Source organism: Roseateles sp. GW821-FHT02E12 (assembly GCF_059421665.1).
The window spans coordinates 226,804-245,375 of sequence record NZ_JBWKVK010000002.1; the positions used below are offsets into that span (position 1 = coordinate 226,804).

Consider the following 18,572-nt stretch of genomic DNA (forward strand, 5'->3'; position numbering starts at 1 on the left):
TGCTGTCTTTTAGAAAAGCTGGGCCTTCATTCTGCCCGCTCCGCGTCTTGCCCCGGCGCCAACAATTCATCGATCAGGCCCAGCAGCTCACGAACGTCCAGCGGCTTGGTCAGGTAGTGCCGGGCGCCGGCCGCGCGGGCGGCGGCAATCTGCTCCGGCTGGGCGTTGGCCGACACGACGATGACGGGCGGCGGGTTGCCGACGTCACGCAGGTGGTGCAGCAGCGTCAGGCCATCGCCGTCGGGCAGTTGCCAGTCCAGCAGCAGCAGGGCCGGCGGGCGCTCGCGCAGCGCGCGCAGGCCGGCCTCGATCGTGGGTGCCACTTGCAGCTCCAGGCCCGGGCGCTGCTCCAGGATGCCGCGCATCACCTCCGCGTTCAGCGGGTTGTCCTCGACGTAGAGCAATCGGCGCCGCGGCCCGGCGCGCGGGCCGGTGGGCTCGTCGGGGGGTGTCTCCCGCGGCGCCGCAACGGCGGCCTTGGCCGCGGCCAGCCTCAGCACGAAGCAGGCCCCAGGGCCCTCGATGGCCTCGGCGCGCAGGCTGCCGTTCATCATCTCGGCCAGGCGCTGGCTGATGACGAGGCCGATGCCGGTGCCGGGCAGGCCGCTGCGCTCCCGGCCCAGGCGGTTGAAGGGCTGGAAGAGGCCCGCGCGCTGCTCGGCCGTCAGGCCCAGGCCGGTGTCGCGCACCGCGATCTCCACCCAGCCCGGCTGCGGGCTGCTGGCCTCGATGCTGACGCTGCCGCCGGGGCGGTTGTACTTGACCGCATTGCTGAGCAGGTTGGTCAGGATTTGCGTGACCCGCGTCGGGTCGCCGATGAGGCTCGCGGCGCCCGGGTCGATGCGCTGGCTGATGGCCAGGCCGCGCTCTGTCGCCTGGCCCTGCACCAGGGCCAGCGCCCGGGCCAGCAGCGGCGACAGCGCCAGCGCAACCGGCTCCAGCCGCAGCGAGCCAGTCTCGATGCGCGACAGGTCCAGCGTGTCGTTGATCATCTCCAGCAGATGCCAGCCCGCCTGCGCGATCTGCTGGGCGCGGCCGCGCTGGCCGGGCGGCAGCGGCTCCGCGGCATCCATCTGCATCAGCTGCGTGAAGCCGAGGATGGCGTTCATCGGGGTGCGCAGCTCATGGCTCATGCGCGACAGGAACTCGTTCTTGGCCTGGTTGGCCGCCTCGGCCGCCTCGCGTGCGCGCCCCAGCTCCTCGATGCGCAACTGGTCGGTGATGTCCTCGACGACGCCCACCAGCCGGTGTGGCCGGCCGTCCGCGCCGCGCAGCAGGCTGACGAGGACGCGCGCGTTGGCGATGCTGCCGTCCGGGTGGACATAGCGCTTCAGCCGCCGGTAGAACGGGATCTCGCCGCGCATCAGCCGGCGCCCCAGGCGAATGTCCTCGCGGCGGTCGTCGGCATGCGTCACGTCGATGGAGCGCTTGCCCGCCAGTGCCTCGGCCGAGTAGCCCACCATGTTGCAGAAATGCGCGTTGACCTCCTGGAACCCGCCGTTCAGGTCGGTGAAGGCGATGCCGATGGGCGCGGTCTCGAAGATGCTGCGAAAGCGCTGCTCGCTCTGGCTCAGCGCGCGTTCGCCCTCGGCGCGGTTGGCAATCTCGCGTTCCAACGCCGCCGTGCGGTCCTTCACCAGCGCCTCGACATGCTGGGTGCGGCCCGACATCAGCAGCAGCAGCGCGCCGACCATGGCCGTCGCCAGCAGCCCCACCAGCGAGAACGTCCAGCTGCGGCCCGGCGGCGGCAGCATGCCGGGCAGGTCGTACATGCGCACCTCCCAGTGCCGGCCGCCGAACTCCAGGGGCATCTTGACCAGGGGCAGGGCCGAGTCGCTGCCGCGCTGCACGGCCTCGCAACCCAGGCGGCCGCCGAGCCGCGGGTAGAGGGCGCCCGGCTCCAGGTCGACGAGGCAGGCGCCCAGATGCTCGGGCCAGTCGGCGGACAGCCGCGACAGCAGCAGGTCCGGCCGCAGCGTCGCGAAGACGACGCCCTCCAGCGCCTCCTCGCTGGGCCGCGCCTGGCTGCGGTACAGCGGCTGGTAGATGACGACGCCTACCGCGGACTCCTTGTCCTGCGACAGCTGGAAGCCGGCCGACGTCACGGTGCGCCCCGCCGCCGCGGCCTTCTCGATGGCCGCGCGCGCGCCTGGAATGGTGCGCACATTGATGCCCAGCGCGCCAGCATTGCGCGACAGTGGTTCGATGAGCCGGATAGCCAGCATGTCCTCGTCCGCCGGCGGGCGCAGATCGCCGGCACGTACCCGGTCGCGGGCCTGGTAGCCGCCGGGGAAGGCATCAGCCGCCGCCGCCGCGTTGAAGCGCTCGACATCCGCACGCGCCACGCGCAGCGTCAGCCCCAGTGCGATCAGCGGGCTGTCCTCGGTCAGGAAACCGCTGGTGGCGCGCGCGAACTCCTCTCGCGTCGGCCGCGGCTTGATCTTGACCATGCCGTGCACGCCTTCCAGCGCCAGCAGCGGCTCGCGCAGGCGGCCGGCCAGGGACTGGGCCGCGGTGGTGGCATCACGCGTGAAGTCGGCGCGGTTGCGCTGGCGATCCCATTCCACGGTGGCGGCCACGCCCAGGCCCACGAGCAGCGTCGTCAGCAGCATCGGCAGGCCGACGCTGAGGCGCCGCGTCGCCCAGGCCGAGCGGGGTTGGCCGATCAGCGCCAGCGTGATGGGCGCGGCGATCAGCACGCCCATCAGGTCGCCGGTGTACCAGACCGTCCAGACCAGCCCCATCTGCTCGCTGCCGATGACGCCGACGGCCTTCAGCAGGAGCGTCGCGCAGGTCGGGCTGATGAGCCCGGCCAGCGCCACGGCGGCCAGGTAGGCGGCGATCTCGCGTGGCGACGCCAGCACCAGCGGCCGGCCGCACCAGTGCCGCATCAGCAGCGTGCCGCCTGCCGCCTGGGTTGCGGCGCCACAGCCGATGCCGGCCGCCAGCAGCGTCGCGCTGTCGGTCATGCTCGCCATTGTCGTGGCCTGCACCACGAAGGAGCCCAGGGCGACGGCCGGCAGATAGCGCAGGCCCCACACCAGCAGCACCGCCAGGCCCCAGCCCGCGGCCGGGTAGATGGGCGCCACCTGGTAGGGTGGCAGCACCATCAACAGGCCGAGCCGGCCGAGCAGGTAATAGACAAGAGTGATGCCTGCCGACAGTGCCAGGTAGCGGCTGACCGTGCGGGCATTCAACTCCGTCACCTTGCGCCCTTCGCGCTACGCGCTGTCCCGCCAAGCGGGAGCTGAGTCCCTTCGGACGGCCGGGCGGGTCTCATTCAGCCTGGGCCTCGCGCAAGGTCTGCATCACCGGGCGCTGCAGCACGCCCCGCAGGCTCCACCAGCCAGCGGCCCAGGCCAGCAACGCGCCGAAGAGCGCGCTGACCAGCGGCACCCAGGGCTTGAGCTGCCAGTCGAACTGGAAGACGAAGCGCGCCAGCAGTGCCGCCAGCACCAGCGCCACGCCGCCGGCCAGGAAGCCCGCCAGCGCGCCGACGCCCAGCAACTCGGCGCGCTGTACCTGGGCCAGCAGCGACGACGGCGCGCCCAGGGCACGCATCAACCCGAACTCACGGGTGCGCGCCTCGCGCGTGCTGCCCACGGCGGCCAGCAGCACGACGAGCCCCGTCGCCAGCGTGAAGCCGAACAGGAACTGCACGGCCTGGATGACCTGGTCCAGCACGCCCTGCACCTGGTTGAGCTGGGCCGACACGTCGATGACCGTCAGGTTCGGGAACTGCCTCGCCAGCTCGCGGTCCAGCTTGCTGCCCGCCGCGGGGGTGCGGTAGGCGGCGATCTGCGTGGCCGGCAGGTCGGGCAGCTCCGCGGCCTCGAACAGCACGAAGAAGTTGACCCGCATCGACGACCAGTCCACCTTGCGCAGGCTGGTGATGCGGCCCTGCACCGGCTGGCCGGCGATGTCGAAGGCGAGCTCGTCACCGAGCTTGAGCCCGAGCGTCTGCGCCAGGCCCTCCTCCACGCTCATGCCCATCTCGCCCGGCTTGGCACTGCCCTTGGCACCGCCCCACTCGCCGGCCACGATCTGGTTGTGCGCGGGTTTCTCGGCCGTGTGGCTGAGGTTGAACTCGCGCTCGGCCAGGCGCTGGGCGCGATCCTCGGCGAAGCGCTTGCCTTGCACCGCTTCGCCGTTGATCGTCGTCAGCCGGCCGCGGATCATCGGATTCCAGTCGTAGTCCTTCACGCCGGCGTCGAGCAGCGTCTTGCGGAAGGCCGTGGTCTGGTCGGGCTGGATGTTGATGACGAAACGGTCCGGCGCCGCAGCCGGTGTCGCGCGGCGCCAGCTGTCGATGAGGTCGGTGCGCAGCAGCACCAGCAGCGCCAGGGCCAGCAGGCCGACGGCCAGCGAGGACACCTGCATGACGGCAAAGCCCGGCCGCGCCGCCACCTGGCGAGTGGCCAGCAGCAGCCAGCGCGGCACGCCAGCGCCGCTGACATTGCTCGGCACGACGCGCCTGAGCAGCTTCACGGCGCCCCAGGCCAGCAGCGCGAACAGCAGCACCGCGCCGGCAAAGCCCGCCGCCGCGATGGCGCCGAGCATCAAGTCGCCGGCCAGCACGACCAGGATGGCCGCGAGGCCCGCCACGCCAGCGCCCAGCACCAGCAGCGAGCCCGCCTTGGGCGCGCCGAGGTCGCGGCGGATCACGCGCAACGGCGGCACGGCCGCCAGCTGCAGCACCGGCGGCAGCCCGAAACCCAGCAGCAGCGACAGGCCCAGCCCCAGGCCGAGCAGCGCCGGCCACACGCTGGGCGGCGGCAGGTTCACCTCGATGAGGCCGGCCAGCAGCGACACGAAGACTTGGTGCAGCGCCAGGCCGATCAGCACGCCGGCCAGGCTGGCGGCCAGCCCCGCCAGCAGGAACTCCAGCCCGTAGGCCTGGGCGATGCGCCGCTGCGACTGGCCCAGCACGCGCAGCATCGCGCAGGCGTCCAGATGCCGGGCCGCAAAATCGCGCGCGGCCAGCGCCACGGCCACCGCTGCGAGCAGGGCCGACAGCATGGCCACCAGGCGCAGGAAGCGCGCCGCGCGGTCCAGCGTCTGGCGCATCTCGGGCCGGCCCGATTCCAGCGACTCCAGGCGCACGCCGCGCAGTTTGTCTTTCTCGACCAACTGCTCGGCTGCGGTCACGAAGCGGCGCACCGCGTCCGGCGTCGCACCGGCGCCGGGCACGAGGGCCACGCGGTAGGTGATGCGGCTGGCCGGCTGGACGAGGTGGGTGGCGGCCAGGTCGGCTTCGGACAGCATGACGCGCGGCGCGAAGTTCAGGAAGCCGGCGCCGCGGTCGGGCTCGGTCTCGATCAGCGCGGCGAGCTTGAGCTGGCTGTCGCCGAGCAGCAGCAGGTCGCCGAGCTTGAGCCCCAGGCCGTCGGCCACGGCCGGGTCGACCCAGACCTCGCCCGCCGCCGGCGCACCGCCACGGCCGGGCAGGGCCTCGCGCAGCGCGATGCTGCCGCGCAGCGGATAGCCGCCGCTGACCGCCTTGACCGCAACGAGGCGGCTCTCGCCCCCCTGCGCCTCGGTCGCCCGCGCCATGCTCGGGAAGGTCGCACTGCGCACCGTGGTCAGCTTCAGTTCGGTGGCCAGGTCAACGAGGGCTTGGGGCGTGGGCTGATCGCTCGCGACGACCGCATCACCGCCAAGCAACTTGGCGGCATCGCGGCGCAAGCCCTGGTCGAGGCGATCCGACAGGAAGGCCACGGCACACAGCGCCGCAACGGCCAGCGCGACGGCCAGCATCAGCAGCCGCAACTCGCCGGCCCGCCAGTCCCGCAGCAGCTGGCGCCAGGCGACGGCCAAGGTGGTTGGCGGACGCTGGTCGTGCGAGGCAGGGGACATCATGCGCGCGACTTTAGCCGCGCATGGCCGCGCGAGAAGCGGCTCAGCGGTCGTTTGTTGCGGCCAGTGTGGCGCGCGCCGCATCCCGCCAGGCCGGCTCGGCCGCGTCAGCCCGCCGAACCGCACGCTCGGCCGCGGCAACGGCGCCGCCACGGTCGCCCGCATCCAGCCGCAACCGCGCGAGATTGATCCAGGCCACGGCGCTGTCGTGGCGTTCGGCCACGGCCTCGAAGGCCGCGCGGGCGCCGGCCGCGTCGCCCGCGGCGTTCAGCGTGTTGCCCAGGCCGATGCCGGCCAGCAGGTTGCCCGGCCAGCGCGCCAGCAGCGTGCGGTAAGCCACCGCGGCGCGGGCCGGTGGTGCGGCGCGCTCGAAGCCGACGGCTGCGTCCAGCGCGTCGGCCTCGGTGGCCGTGGCCGGCAGCCGCTCTGGGGGCAGCACGGCGATGGCCCAGTGCCCGCCGCGCGCCCAGGTGTATTCGAAGGTGCGCAGCGCCAGCGTCGCCCGCTCGGTCGTGCCGGAGCGCAGGATCACTTCGCGCTCGGCGAGGTCGTAGCCGACCACGACGGCGTAGTGCCAGCGCGGGATGAGATCCAGGCCGAGGTTCTGCAGCACGACGACGGCGTGTCCTGCCGCGACCTCGCGCAACAGCGCCTGAAGGTCCCGCGGCAGCCGCGTCGCGACGGCGCCCTGGCGACGCGTGCCGCCCAGCATTTCCAACTGCAGGCTGCCGGAGCGCGACGGCAGGAAGACGGCGTCGGCCAGTCGGTCAGGGTCGGCGGGCAGGCCGATGTCGGCCAGCGCCATGGCCAGCGCCGCCGGGCCGCAGTGGTCGCGCGTCTGGGCAAAGAAAGGCACTTCGGCCCGCTCGGCGCGCACCGGCAGATCCTGCGGCTGCGCTGCCAGCAGCGCAGCCGTCTGTGGCGGCGTGAAGAAGCTCGCGCAGCCGCTCAGCGCCAGCGCGGCGAACGCGCCGGCAAACCGCCCGATCAACGCACGGAGCGTGTGAACGGGAACACCTTGGTCAGCCCCAGGATGTCGGTCACCAGCAGGATGATGAAGATGGTGAACAACACGCCGAGCACATCGCTGCTGCCGGCGGGCGCCTGGTCGATCTGCGTCAGCATCTGCTGGGCTTCGGCATCGCTGAGTGCATCGACGCGGGCGCGCATTTCGTCGGTGGAAACGCCGCGGGCCTGCAGCATGGCGGCCAGGTCGGCGCGGTCCAGCGTCGCCTGCAGCTTGGCGTGAGCCTCGCTGCGTGTGGTCGACTGCATGGCGGTGGCGGCCTGCTCGGTGCTGATGAGTGCCGTCGGCGCCGCTTGCGCCATGCCGCTGAAGACCAGGGAGGCGGTGAGGACGGAAGTGAGGATGCGCCGTGCGTTGTTCATGTGCTTCTCCTGCTGGGGCGAGGCGGTGATGGGATGGGCAGGCATGCTAGTGCCCGCCTTGACTGCGTTCGCCGCGCCATCACCATCTCGCGGCCTTGTCCTACACGCGGGCCGTGGCTCCGTCGTCACGTAAACTCGCGCCCCGATGCGGGTGTAGTTCAATGGTAGAACTTCAGCTTCCCAAGCTGACTACGTGGGTTCGATTCCCATCACCCGCTCCAAACAACAACGGCCCCTCGAGGGCCGTTGTTGTTTGGAAAGGGGTCTTGGGATGAGACCCCACCCGGGTTCGCTCAAGGACAGCCAGTGGCTGTCATTGGACGTGCCGCAGGCACGGGCCGAGTACCAGCGAGGCCGAGGATTCGGCCCAAGCCGATTCCGAGCATTCCCACCCCCGCGGTCAGCCCTCAACCCAGCTGACCCTTCCCCTTCCCGCCGCCTTCGCCAAATACAACGCCCGATCCGCCGCCTCAACAAGCCCCTGCGCCTGCGTCCCCGCCGACACGCCCAGGCTGATCGTCACGCAGCCTTCCACCCCCGGATGCGGCAGCGCCAGGGCCCGCACGGTGTCCTCCATCAACTGCGCGACGCCGATCGCCCCGGCCAGATCGGTTTCCGGCAGCAGGCACACGAACTCCTCACCCCCGTAGCGCGCCAGCAGGTCTGTCGGCCGGCGCAGGCAGGCTCGCAGCGCCGCGGCAACCCGGCGCAGGCAGTCGTCGCCGGCCAGGTGGCCCAGCGCGTCGTTGTAGCGCTTGAAGTGATCCACGTCGGCCAGCGCGATGGCCAGCGGCGCGCGGGTGCGCTGGGCGCGGCGCGTCTCGGCGATGAAGCGTTCGTCGAAATGGCGGCGGTTGTGCACGCCGGTCAGGCCGTCGACGAAGGCGAGCTCGCGCAGCAGGTCGGCCTGGGCCTTGAGCGTGAGCTGGGTGCGCACGCGGGCGCGCACGACGGTGGGGTTGAAGGGCTTGGTGATGAAGTCGGCCGCACCGGCGTCCAGCGCCCGGGTTTCGTCCTCGGGCCGGTCCTGCGAGGTGACGAAGATGACGGCGATGGAGCGCAGCAACGGGTCGGCCTTGAGCTCGGCGCAGAGTTCGTGGCCGTCCATGCCGGGCATCTGCACGTCCAGCAGCACGAGGTCGGGCTGGCGTTCGCGGCAGAGCTGCAGTGCGCGTGTGCCGTCGGTGGCCATCAGCACCTGGCAGTCGGCGGCGAAGACGCGGTGCAGGGCCTGGATGTTGACGGGTTGGTCGTCGACGATGAGCAGGCGCGGCCGGCGGCCGGCGGGTGCGTGGCCAGGCTGCAGCGGGGCCCGGTCGGGCAGAGAGAGCTGCATCATGGGCTGGCCTCCAGCGTGGCGCGCAGGCGCCGGCACAAGGCCAGTGCCGTGGAGAAATCGAGCTCGGCCATGGCCGCGTCCAGCAGCGGGGCAGTGTCTGCAGGCAACTGCGTTCGCAGCGCCTGGTGGGCGTCCAGGGCTTCCAGGTCCGCGCCCTCCAGCAGTGCGGCGAAGGCATCCAGGCGCTGGGCCAGGTCGCTGGGCGGGGCAGGGCGCTCCTGTTCGGCGTGGTGGTCGTGCAGAGCCTGGCGTGCAGTGAGGTCGGCGGCGAGGCGGTCCAGCGCGGCGAGGTCGGCCTCGCGGCGTTCGAGGAAGCGGCGGCGCCAGTCTTGGTCGGGTGCGGCGGCGTGCTCGCCTTCGGCGGCCAGCGCGGCCAGCTCGCCAGCGCCGAGCATGGCGGCCAGGCCGCGATAGCCGTGCAGGCCGCGCGCCGCGGTGCGCCCACCTTCGGCCAGGGCCTGGGCCAGCTTGCGATCCTGTTCATGCAGCGCGGCCAGCGTGCGCTCGAAGAGTTCAACGCGACCCGACATGCGCGCCAGCGCCTCGGCCAGCGCGATGCCGGCGCGGCCGGCGTCGGCGAGCAGGGCCGGCGGCAGATCGGGGGTGGCGGCGCGGTCCTGGATGGGTGCCGCGCCGCAGCGGCGCCTCAGCACGGCGACGAGGGTGTCGGGGTCGAAGGGCTTGCCGATGTGCTCGTCCATGCCGGCGTCCAGGCAGGCCTGGCGCTCGGTGTCGAGGGCGCCAGCCGTCATCGCGATGACGGGCAGGGTCAGGCCGAGCTGGCGGCGCAGCAGCCGGGTCGCCGTGGTGCCGTCCATGACGGGCATCTGCACGTCCATCAGCACGGCGTCGAAGCCCCGCCGGCCGCGGGTCTGGGCGAGCAGGGTCAGGGCTTGCTGGCCGTCTCCGGCCACTGTGATGGTGGCGCCTTCGAGCTCGAGCAGTTCGCGCGTGACCTGCTGGTTGCTGGGGTTGTCTTCGACGAGGAGGAGCCGGAGGCCGGCCAGGCGTTGCGGCGCCGGTTCGGGCGGCTCGCCGTCGCTGCAGCGGGCCTGGATGGCGCTGGTGACGGCCTGGCTCAGCATGGTGGCCGTGACGGGTTTGACGAGGAAGCCATCGAGCAGGGCCTGTTCGGTGGCGCTGCGCTGGGCCAGGCGTTCACGGTCGTGGCTGGTGACCATCAGGATCAGCGGCTCGGGGCCGAGGTGCTGGCGCAGGTGCACGGTGGCCTGCCAGCCGTCCATGCCGGGCATGACCCAGTCGAGCAGCACGACTTCCGGCGCGCTGGCTTTGGCGAGCTGCAGGCCTTCGGCACCGCTGGCGGCAAGCCGGACCTGCCAGCCCAGCGATTCCGCCAGCACGCCGAGGACGCGGCGGGCCTGCGGGTGGTCGTCGATGACGAGGGCCTGCAGGGCCTGGCGGGGGGTGGGCGCGGGCTCGTCGGCAGGCAAGGGGAAGCTCAGCGTGAAGCTGAAGCGGCTGCCCTGGCCGGGCGTGCTTTCGACGTGGATGTCGCCGCCCATCAGGCGCACGAGGCGGCGGCTGATGGCCAGGCCCAGGCCGGTGCCGCCGAAGCGCCGCGCCGTCGACGCCTCGGCCTGGCTGAAGCCCGAGAAGATGCGCTCCAGCTGCTCGGGCGAGATGCCGATGCCGGTGTCGCGCACCGAGAAGGCGAGCACGATGCCGCTGGCACTTTGCGACACCCGCGTGATGCCGAGCACGACCTCGCCGGCCTGGGTGAACTTGATGGCGTTGGTGGCCAGGTTGATGAGCACCTGCTGCAGCCGCAGCGCGTCCGCGACGATGACCGGGGGCAGGGAGGGGTCGAGGTCGAAGAGCAGCTCCAGTTCGCGCTTGTCGACGTTGGCGGCCAGGATGACGGAGAGGTCGCGCAGCAGCTCGTCCAGGCGCGTCGGGTGCGGGTCCAGGCTGAGGCGGCCGGCCTCGATCTTGGAGAAGTCCAGGATGTCGTTGAGCAGGCCGAGCAGGCCGCGCGCGGCGCCCTCGCTCTTGACGGCGTAGTCGCGCTGCTGCGGGTCCAGCGGCGTCTTCTGCAGCAGGCGCAGCATGCCGAGCACGGCGTTCATCGGCGTGCGGATCTCGTGGCTCATGTTGGCCAGGAAGCGTGTCTTGGCCTGCGATGCGCGCTCGGCGGCCAGCCGCGCCTGGGCTTGCGGCGTCAGGTCCAGGCAGGTGAGCACCAGGCCGCCGTCGGGCAGGGGCGCGGTGCGGGCCTCGATGAGGCGGTCGCCGGTGCGGTAGGTTTCGAGGCGGTTGGCGTGCTGGTCGCGACCGAGCGCGAGGGCGGCATCCACCGAAGCGCGGGCCTGGTCGCCCTGGCCGTAGTCGCCGCGGGCGGCGAAGAACTGGACGAGGTCGTCGAAACGCAGCGGCGGCTCTTCGAACAGCGAGCTGGGGACGTTGAGCAGGCGCTCGAACTCGGCGTTGTGCACGAGCAGGCGGCGCTCGGCATCAAAGACAGCCAGGCCGCAGGGCAGATGGGCGATCACCTCGCGGACCAGCGAGCTGGTCGAAGGTGAATGGCCCGTGGCCGGGGGCCCAGCCCGAGGCTGGCCGTCCGTGCCACCTTGCATGTCCCACGCCGCCATCGCTCCCCCGAACCGCTGGCGCCCGACATGCACTGCCGGGCGTTTCGAGTCTAGGACTGGGGAGTCAGGGTACCGCTATGGGGTCGCTACAACAAGTTACAGGTTTGCCCTAGTGCGCTGACCGAGTGGTGCGGCGAGCCACAGCTCAATCGCGCACGATGCGCCCGGGCGCGGCCTGGGGCAATGCCTGCGGGTTGTCGCGGAGCAGCCCGACGAGGGCGTCGATGTCGGTACCCAGCATGGCACGGTCGCGGCCGTGCTTGAAGCCGGTCTGGGCATCGCCGCCTTCAGAGAGGAAGTTGTTGACGACGACGCGATAGTCCCGGGTGCGGTTCAGCGGTTGGCCGTCGATGAGGATTTCGCCGAGCTGGGGCGTGCCGTCGGTGCCTGCACGCCAGTGGTAGCGCAGGGTGGACGACGGCTGCAGCATGCGCGGCGCGGCATCGCCCTTGGGCAGCTGGCGCTGCAGGATGTCCCAGAGCTGCTGGCCTGTCAGTGTCAACGCGACGATGTCGTTGCCGAAGGGCTGGATGGCCAGCAGGTCGCTCATGGTCGTGGGCTTGCCGGCCTCCACGACGAGGTCGGCGCGGATGCCGCCCGGGTTCATGAAGGCGATGTCCGCCGGGCCCTGCTTGCGCGCGAAGGCCAGCTGGCTGTCGGCAATGAGGTTGCCCAGCCAGGAGTCGCCGTTGGGTTCCTTGGCGTTGCGCGTGGCGCCGCGGGGCAGGGTGGCGACAGGCTTGTTGCGCGCGGCTTCCGTCAGCGCGGCAGCGCGGGCGACCAGGTCGGCCAGGGCGGCGTTGGGCGCGTAGACCGACTGCAGCACCGGGTGGTTGACGGCCGTGGCTTCGAGCACGCGGCCGGAGGCGTCGAGCTTGAGATGGCTTTCGGTGATCCAGCCGCCATAGCTGCCGGCCTGCACGACGAGGCGGCCGTTGATCTTGCAGGTGTAGGCCTGGTGCGTGTGGCCGCCGACGATGATGGCGTAGGCCGGGTCGAGCCGCTTGGCGATGTCCTGCACGCGGCCGGTCAGCGTGGGGCAGGCGTAGCTCGGGTCGTTGGCACCGGCGCCCTGGCCCTGCACGCCGCCTTCATGCATGACGGCCACCAGCACCTGCGCACCCTCGGCCTTGAGCTGGGGCACGAGGGCGTTCAGCGTGTCGGCCTCGTCGGCGAAGCGGATGCCCTTGATGGCGCGGGCGACGATGACGTGCGGCGTTTCCAGCGTAGCCACGCCGGCGATGGCGACCTTGAGGCTGCCGGCCTGCTTCATGACATGGGTGGGCAGCAGCGGCTTGCCGGTGCTGGCGTCCAGCACGTTGGCGCCGAGGTAGGGGAAGCCAGGGCCTTTGTAGCCCGGCCACAGGCAGCCGCTCGCGCCGCATTCGCCGCGCGCCTGGCGCAGCAGCTCGGGCAGGCCGGCGTCCAGTTCGTGGTTGCCCAGCGCGCTGGCCGAGATGCTGAGTTCGGACATGGCCGCCAGCGTCGGCTCATCGCGCAGCAGGTTGGAGATCAGCGGCGAGGCGCCGATCAGGTCGCCGCCTGCGACGACGAGGGCGTCGGGGTTCTTGGCTTTCAACTCGGCCAAGGCCGTTGCCAGGTGGGCCACGCCACCGGCCGGCTGGGGCTTGACCTCGCCGGTGGCGGGGTCGGGCAGGCGGGGCATCAGCGGCGTCGGGCGCGCCGGCTGGATGTTGCCGTGGAAGTCGTTGATGGACAGCAGCGTCAGCTCGGTCGTTTTGGAAGGCTGCTGGGTTGCGCAGCCCGCGAGCAGAGCGCCGAGCACGAGGCCGGCGCCGAGGCGGAAATGTTGGGTGTTGGCCATGGCGGGGAGGCTTGAAGAAGGGCGCGATCTTAAAAGTGGCTTTGTTGCCCGAGTTTGTCGCTGTTTCGCGACAAGCCCCAGCACCGCATCAATGTTTACATTGCAGAAAGAATTGCACCAATGAGGTGCGTTGCGAGCCGAGATTCGAGAACTTCATCTCCGAAACACCCGGCTCAGCGGGCCGTTCCGTGGGCAATGTCGCGGCCGAGCGACGCACTGTCCCAGTGCTTCTGTCTGGGAGCCGGTGTCTAAAAACGGCCACTTCTGACTTACCCGTAAAGTTCCGTCACAGAAAGTCATGACAATTCCGCCACCGATGCGGCCGTGCCTCCTTTGGGACGCCAGGCGGCTGCAACCGCGGCAAGCGCTACGTGACGTTTCCGTGACGACTTTCGACACATCAGCCGCGCGCTTGCCGCGCGCACAACAGGAGTGATTGGGATGAGCAACAGGTTTGGGTCTGGATTCCCGCTGTCGGCGCTTTGCGCTGCCGTGGCCATCGTGGCTGCCGCGCCCGCAATGGCGCAGAACACGACGGCTGCCATTGGCGGCCGTGTGACCACTGCGGATGGCAAGCCGGTGGCAGGCGCCACGGTCACCGTCCTGCACCGTGAGTCCGGCTCGGCCAACACGCTCGTCACCGACGGCGAAGGCCGCTACGCCGCCCGCGGCCTGCGCGTGGGTGGTCCTTACTCCGTCACCGCCGTCAAGGGCGCTGACCGCAGCGTGCAGGACGACATCTATCTGCAACTGGCCGAAAGCCTGAACTTCGACGTTCGCCTGGGCGGCCAGACGCTGGAGGCTGTCGTCGTGACGGGCTCCGCGGCTTCGGCCAACAACAAGTTCAACAGCTCCAACGCCGGTGCCGGCACGAGCCTTGGCCGTCAGGAACTGGACGCCTATGCGTCCATCGCCCGCAACCTGCAGGACTACGCCCGCCAGGATCCGCGCCTGTCGCAGACCGACAAGGAGCGTGGCGAGATCTCGGCCGGCGGCCAGAACTCGCGCTACAACTCGATCACGGTCGACGGCGTCAAGATCAACGACACCTTCGGTCTCGAGTCCAACAACCTGCCGACGATCAAGCAGCCGATCTCCATCGACGCGATCCAGTCGGTGCAGGTCAACATCTCGAACTACGACGTTACCCAACAGGGCTACACCGGCGCCAACATCAACGCCGTGACCAAGTCGGGCACGAACGAGTTCAAGGGCAGCGTCTATTACGTCTACCGTGACGACGACATGAGCGGCCGCCGCTTCAACCGCGTCACCAACACGCAGTTCGCCTTCCTGCCGTACAAGGAAGACACCAAGGGTGTGACCCTGGGCGGCCCGATCATCAAGGACAAGCTGTTCTTCTTCGCCAGCTACGAGGAACTGAAGAGCACGCGCGCCCAGCCTGAATTCGGCCCCGTTGGCAGCCCGCTGACCAACGTCGCGATCTCGCAGGCGACCATCGACGCCGTGACCAAGGTCGCCAAGGACAAGTACGGCATTGACGTCGGCACGCCGAATGGCCCCGCCCCCGTCAGCGTCAAGGACGCGCTGCTCAAGCTCGACTGGAACATCAACGAGAACCATCGCGCCAACATCCGCTACACCAAGACGAAGCAGGACGAGACCAACTTCGGCACCTACAGCGCCACTGGCCTGAACCTGACCTCGTGGTGGTGGAACCAGCAGAAGACGATCGAGACCGTCGTCGGCCAATGGTTTGCCGACTGGACGCCCAACTTCTCGACCGAACTGAAGCTGTCCAACCGCGACTATCACGCCGAGCCGCAGAACAACAGCAAGCTGCCGGCCATTGGTCTGTCGTTCTCGGGTGCGGCTCCGGCTGGTTCGCCCGCTGGCATCAACACCGGTACCCGCTTCCTGAACTTCGGCACGGAACTCAGCCGCCAGTTCAACATCCTCGACACCAAGACCGTCGACGGCTACTTCGGCGCCAACTGGGTCGTGGGTGACCACGAGATCAAGGCCGGTGTCGACTACAGCAACAACAAGGTCTACAACGCGTTCTTCCAGAACGTCAACGGCAACTACACCTTTGCCTGTATCAACGGCCCCGCAGGTACTTACACCACGGCCGGCCTGACGGGCGCCGTGACTTGCGCAAGCCTGAGTGGCGCCCTGGTGGAGGCCGCCGTGCTGGAGAACTTCACCCGTGGCCGCTACAACGGCTTCCAGGTGCAGACTCCGCTGGCCGGCAAGACGCTGGACGATGGCGTCGCCAGGTGGTCCATGGCCAACACGGGCCTGTTCCTGCAGGACGCGTGGACGCTCAGCAGCAACCTGACGCTGGGCGCTGGCCTGCGCTATGACCGCACTTCGGTGCCGGATTCCCCCGCGCAGAACACGGCCGTGCTCGCCGCGCCGGTGGCTGGCTCCGTCAGCGGCAGCCTGGTCACTCGCGCCGCCGGTGGCTTCGGGATGAACAACGCCCTCACGGCCGATGGCAAAGACCTGGCCCAGCCGCGCGTGTGGTTCAACTACGTGCTGGACAGCAAGGCCAACCAGAAGAAGCAGGTCCGTGGCGGCTTCGGCCTGTTCCAGGGCGCAGCGGCCAACGTCTGGATGTCCAATCCTTTCTCCAACACCGGCCTGGCGACGGGCTTCGTGGGTTGCGGCAACACCGGCTTCGCGAACTGCGTGCTGGGCACCACGACCAAGGACGGCGCGTTCAATCCGGATCCGAGCAAGCAACCGACCACCGGCTTCGGTGCCGCGGCGACCAACGTCGACCTGCTCGATCCGTCGCTGACCCAGCCCTCGGTTTGGAAGTTCAACCTGGCGTTCGATGCCGAGCTGCCGATGAACCTGACGGCGGGTGCCGAATGGGTGCACACCAAGGTCAAGGACGGTATCTACTACCAGCATCTGAACCTGGGTGCGCCGACCGCGACCGGCAAGGACGGCCGTGAGCTGTACTACACACCGGCCGCGTACAACCCGGCCTGCTGGAGCGCGACGGGCGGCACGGTCACCACGGGCACGGCCTGCGCCACTTCGGCGACCAACGCCGGTGTGCGCAACCGCGCGCTGTCCAACGCCAGCTACAACAACGTGTTGCTCGCCACCGGCACCGACAAGGGCGGCGGCGATTCAATCACCTTCAGCATTGGCAGCAGCAAGCCGGTGGGCGGCCTGAACTGGCAGCTGGCGTACACCCGCACGTCGGCCACTGAAGTCAGCCCGCTGACCTCGTCGGTGTCGAACTCGAACTTCAACGCCCGCTCGGTGTTCAACCCGAACGAGAACGTCGATGCGAACTCGGCCTATCTGGTGAAGGACCGCTTCAACGCGTCCCTGAACTGGTCGCAGGCCCTGATCGGCAAGTACAAGACGACGGTCGGCGTGTTCTATGAAGGCCGCAAGGGCAAGCCCTACAGCTGGACTTACCGCAACGACCTGAACGGCGACGGCGTCTCGGGCAATGACCTGATGTATGTTCCGACGGCTTTCGGTTCGGGTGAAGTGATCTTCCTGGGCGACACCGCCACGAACAAGGCTAACGAAACCCTGTTCTGGAGCATCGTGGATGCCAACAAGGCTCTGCGTGATGCCAAGGGCGGCGTGGTCAAGCGCAACAGCGCCTTCTCGCCGTTCACGAACAGCTTCGACGTGCGCGTCAGCCAGGAAATCCCGGGCTTCAGCGCCAAGCACAAGGGCGTGCTGACGCTGGACATCCTGAACTTCGGCAACCTGCTCAACAACCGCTGGGGCCGTATCAACGAGATGGCCTTCGCATCCGCAGGTGGCCAGCGCCGCACCTTCGTCAACTATGTCGGCCTGAACCCGGACGGCAAGTACATCTACCAAGTCAACGGCACGATCGACGACTACACGCAGCGCCAGGTCAAGGGCGAATCGCAGTGGGCCGCCCAGGTCACGGCTCGGTACGAGTTCTAAAAGCAAAGAGCAAGATGTCAGGACCGCCTTATCGGTCCTGACAAAGCAAAGGGGCCCCAAAAGGGCCCCTTTTTCGTTGGCGCTTGAGCGGCTACTTCAGGATGTCACCCAGGCAGAGGTACTTCACCTCCACATAGTCCTCGATGCCCTGGCGGCCACCCTCGCGGCCCAGGCCCGATTGCTTGACGCCCCCGAACGGCACTTCGGCCGTCGAGATCAGCCCCGTGTTGACGCCCACCATGCCGTACTCCAGCGCCTCGCCAACGCGGAAGATGCGGCCGATGTCGCGGCTGTAGAAATAGCTGGCCAGGCCGAACTCGGTCGAGTTGGCCAACTGGATGGCTTCGGCCTCGGTCTGGAACTTGAACACCGGCGCCACCGGGCCGAAGGTCTCCTCGCGTGAGCACAGCATCTGCGGCGTCGCATCGGCCAGCAACGTCGGCTCGAAGAAGTTGCCGCCCGCCATGTCTACGCGCTTGCCACCGGCCAGCAGCTTGGCACCCAGTGCGATTGCGTCGGCCACGTGGGTCTCGACCTTCTGCATGGCCTGGTCGTCGATCAGCGGGCCGACGTTGATGCCGGCTTCGAAGCCATTGCCCGTCTTCAGCGCCGCCACCTTGGCCGCGAACTTCTCCAGGAAAGCGTCGTAGACACCCGCCTGCACGTAGATGCGGTTGGCGCAGACGCAGGTCTGGCCGGCGTTGCGGTACTTGCTGACGATGGCGCCTTCCACGGCCGAGTCGAGATCGGCATCGTCGAAGACGATGAAGGGCGCATTGCCGCCCAGCTCCAAGCTGAGCTTCTTGATCGTCGGCGCGCACTGTTTCATCAGGATGCGGCCGACTTCCGTGCTGCCGGTGAAGGACAGGTGCTTCACGACGTCGCTCTCGCACAGCACCTTGCCGATCTCGATGGACTGCTCGGAATCGGCCGTCAGCACATTCAGCACGCCCGCCGGCATGCCGGCCTGCTGGGCCAGCTCGGCGGCGGCCAGGGCCGTCAGCGGCGTGGCCTCGGCCGGCTTGATGATGACCGTGCAGCCCGCAGCCAGCGCTGGGGCAACCTTGCGCGTGATCATCGCCAGCGGGAAGTTCCACGGGGTGATGGCCGCGCAGACACCGACGGCCTGCTTGATCACCAGGTAGCGCTTGGTTGGGTCGGTCGTCGGGATGGTTTCGCCGTAGACCCGCTTGCCCTCCTCGGCAAACCAGTCGAGAAAGCTCGCGCCATAGACGACCTCGCCTCGGGCCTCGGCCAGGGGCTTGCCCTGCTCGGCCGTCATCAGCCGGGCCAGGTCGTCGGCATGCTTGACGAGCAACTGCTGCCAGCGCACCAGCACGGCGGCGCGCTCCTTGGCCGGTTTGGAGCGCCAGGCGTTCAGCGCGTTGGCGGCGGCGGCGATGGCTGCGTCGGCGTCGGCGCGGCCCAGGTTGGGCACCTGGGCCAGCTCGCGGCCGGTGGCCGGGTCGTTGACCGCAAAGCTGGCCGCGCCGCTGACCCATTCGCCGTTGATCAGGGCCTGCGTGCGCAGCAGTCCGGGGTTTTCGAGTGCGTCCAGCGGCGAATTCGCGTCCATTCGGGGCTTCTCCAGTCGTATTGACGCCCACTCTACCCGTGGGACGTAAAGCCCCCTCCCTAC

The 18,572-nt window shown here is 69.6% G+C and carries 9 protein-coding genes and 1 tRNA gene; 2 read left to right on the forward strand and 8 right to left on the reverse strand.

Annotation, left to right across the window (positions count from 1 at the left end; translation table 11 throughout):
• Positions 1-26: 26 nt before the first annotated feature.
• From AC07V5_RS11805 to AC07V5_RS11820, 4 genes are all read right to left on the reverse strand, one after another.
• The gene (locus AC07V5_RS11805; protein ID WP_495115868.1) at positions 27-3,206 is read right to left on the reverse strand and encodes a CHASE domain-containing protein; all 3,180 of its coding nucleotides are present in this window, start codon (positions 3,204-3,206) and stop codon (positions 27-29) included.
• 70 nt (positions 3,207-3,276) lie between these two features.
• Positions 3,277-5,859, reverse strand: coding sequence for an ABC transporter permease (locus AC07V5_RS11810; RefSeq protein ID WP_495115869.1), 2,583 nt, complete (start codon positions 5,857-5,859; stop codon positions 3,277-3,279).
• 40 nt (positions 5,860-5,899) lie between these two features.
• Positions 5,900-6,847 (reverse strand): PA2778 family cysteine peptidase, encoded by a 948-nt coding sequence (locus AC07V5_RS11815; RefSeq protein ID WP_495115870.1) that lies wholly within the window; start codon positions 6,845-6,847, stop codon positions 5,900-5,902.
• Positions 6,844-7,290 (reverse strand): PA2779 family protein, encoded by a 447-nt coding sequence (locus tag AC07V5_RS11820; RefSeq protein ID WP_495115871.1) that lies wholly within the window; start codon positions 7,288-7,290, stop codon positions 6,844-6,846. Before AC07V5_RS11820 ends, AC07V5_RS11815 begins: the two co-directional genes overlap by 4 nt.
• A 102-nt stretch (positions 7,291-7,392) precedes the next feature.
• Between AC07V5_RS11820 and AC07V5_RS11825 the strand changes: the two genes are divergently transcribed.
• A tRNA-Gly gene (locus tag AC07V5_RS11825) sits at positions 7,393-7,466 on the forward strand.
• A gap of 179 nt (positions 7,467-7,645) precedes the next feature.
• On the opposite strand, the gene AC07V5_RS11830 is transcribed toward AC07V5_RS11825, so the two are convergent.
• From AC07V5_RS11830 to AC07V5_RS11840, 3 genes are all read right to left on the reverse strand, one after another.
• A complete protein-coding gene (locus AC07V5_RS11830) occupies positions 7,646-8,584 on the reverse strand; it encodes a diguanylate cyclase (RefSeq protein ID WP_495115872.1) in 939 nt (312 codons plus the stop codon).
• Positions 8,581-11,094 carry a response regulator gene (locus AC07V5_RS11835; protein ID WP_495115873.1) on the reverse strand — a complete coding sequence of 838 codons (2,514 nt, stop codon included), beginning with the start codon at positions 11,092-11,094 and terminating at the stop codon, positions 8,581-8,583. The genes AC07V5_RS11830 and AC07V5_RS11835 overlap by 4 nt, the downstream gene beginning before the upstream one ends.
• Positions 11,095-11,338: 244 nt before the next feature.
• A complete protein-coding gene (locus tag AC07V5_RS11840; protein ID WP_495115874.1) occupies positions 11,339-13,018 on the reverse strand; it encodes a bifunctional metallophosphatase/5'-nucleotidase in 1,680 nt (559 codons plus the stop codon).
• A 441-nt stretch (positions 13,019-13,459) separates the two neighbouring features.
• Here AC07V5_RS11840 and AC07V5_RS11845 point away from each other — a divergent pair, with 441 nt between their 5' ends.
• Positions 13,460-16,933, forward strand: coding sequence for a TonB-dependent receptor (locus AC07V5_RS11845; protein WP_495115875.1), 3,474 nt, complete (start codon positions 13,460-13,462; stop codon positions 16,931-16,933).
• Between the two features lie 91 nt (positions 16,934-17,024).
• Here the strand turns inward: AC07V5_RS11845 and AC07V5_RS11850 are convergent, their stop codons facing one another.
• Positions 17,025-18,509, reverse strand: a complete 1,485-nt coding sequence (locus AC07V5_RS11850; RefSeq protein ID WP_495115876.1) for an NAD-dependent succinate-semialdehyde dehydrogenase — start codon at positions 18,507-18,509, stop codon at positions 17,025-17,027.
• Positions 18,510-18,572: the final 63 nt, after the last annotated feature.

What these genes read in the sequence shown, in the direction of transcription:
- AC07V5_RS11810 (WP_495115869.1), bottom strand. Translation starts at nt 5,859, where the DNA reads ATGATGTCCCCTGCCTCGCACGACCAGCGTCCGCCAACCACCTTGGCC.
- AC07V5_RS11820 (WP_495115871.1), bottom strand. Translation starts at nt 7,290, where the DNA reads ATGCCTGCCCATCCCATCACCGCCTCGCCCCAGCAGGAGAAGCACATG.
- AC07V5_RS11830 (WP_495115872.1), bottom strand. Translation starts at nt 8,584, where the DNA reads ATGATGCAGCTCTCTCTGCCCGACCGGGCCCCGCTGCAGCCTGGCCAC.
- AC07V5_RS11840 (WP_495115874.1), bottom strand. Translation starts at nt 13,018, where the DNA reads ATGGCCAACACCCAACATTTCCGCCTCGGCGCCGGCCTCGTGCTCGGC.
- AC07V5_RS11845 (WP_495115875.1), top strand. Translation starts at nt 13,460, where the DNA reads ATGAGCAACAGGTTTGGGTCTGGATTCCCGCTGTCGGCGCTTTGCGCT.
- AC07V5_RS11850 (WP_495115876.1), bottom strand. Translation starts at nt 18,509, where the DNA reads ATGGACGCGAATTCGCCGCTGGACGCACTCGAAAACCCCGGACTGCTG.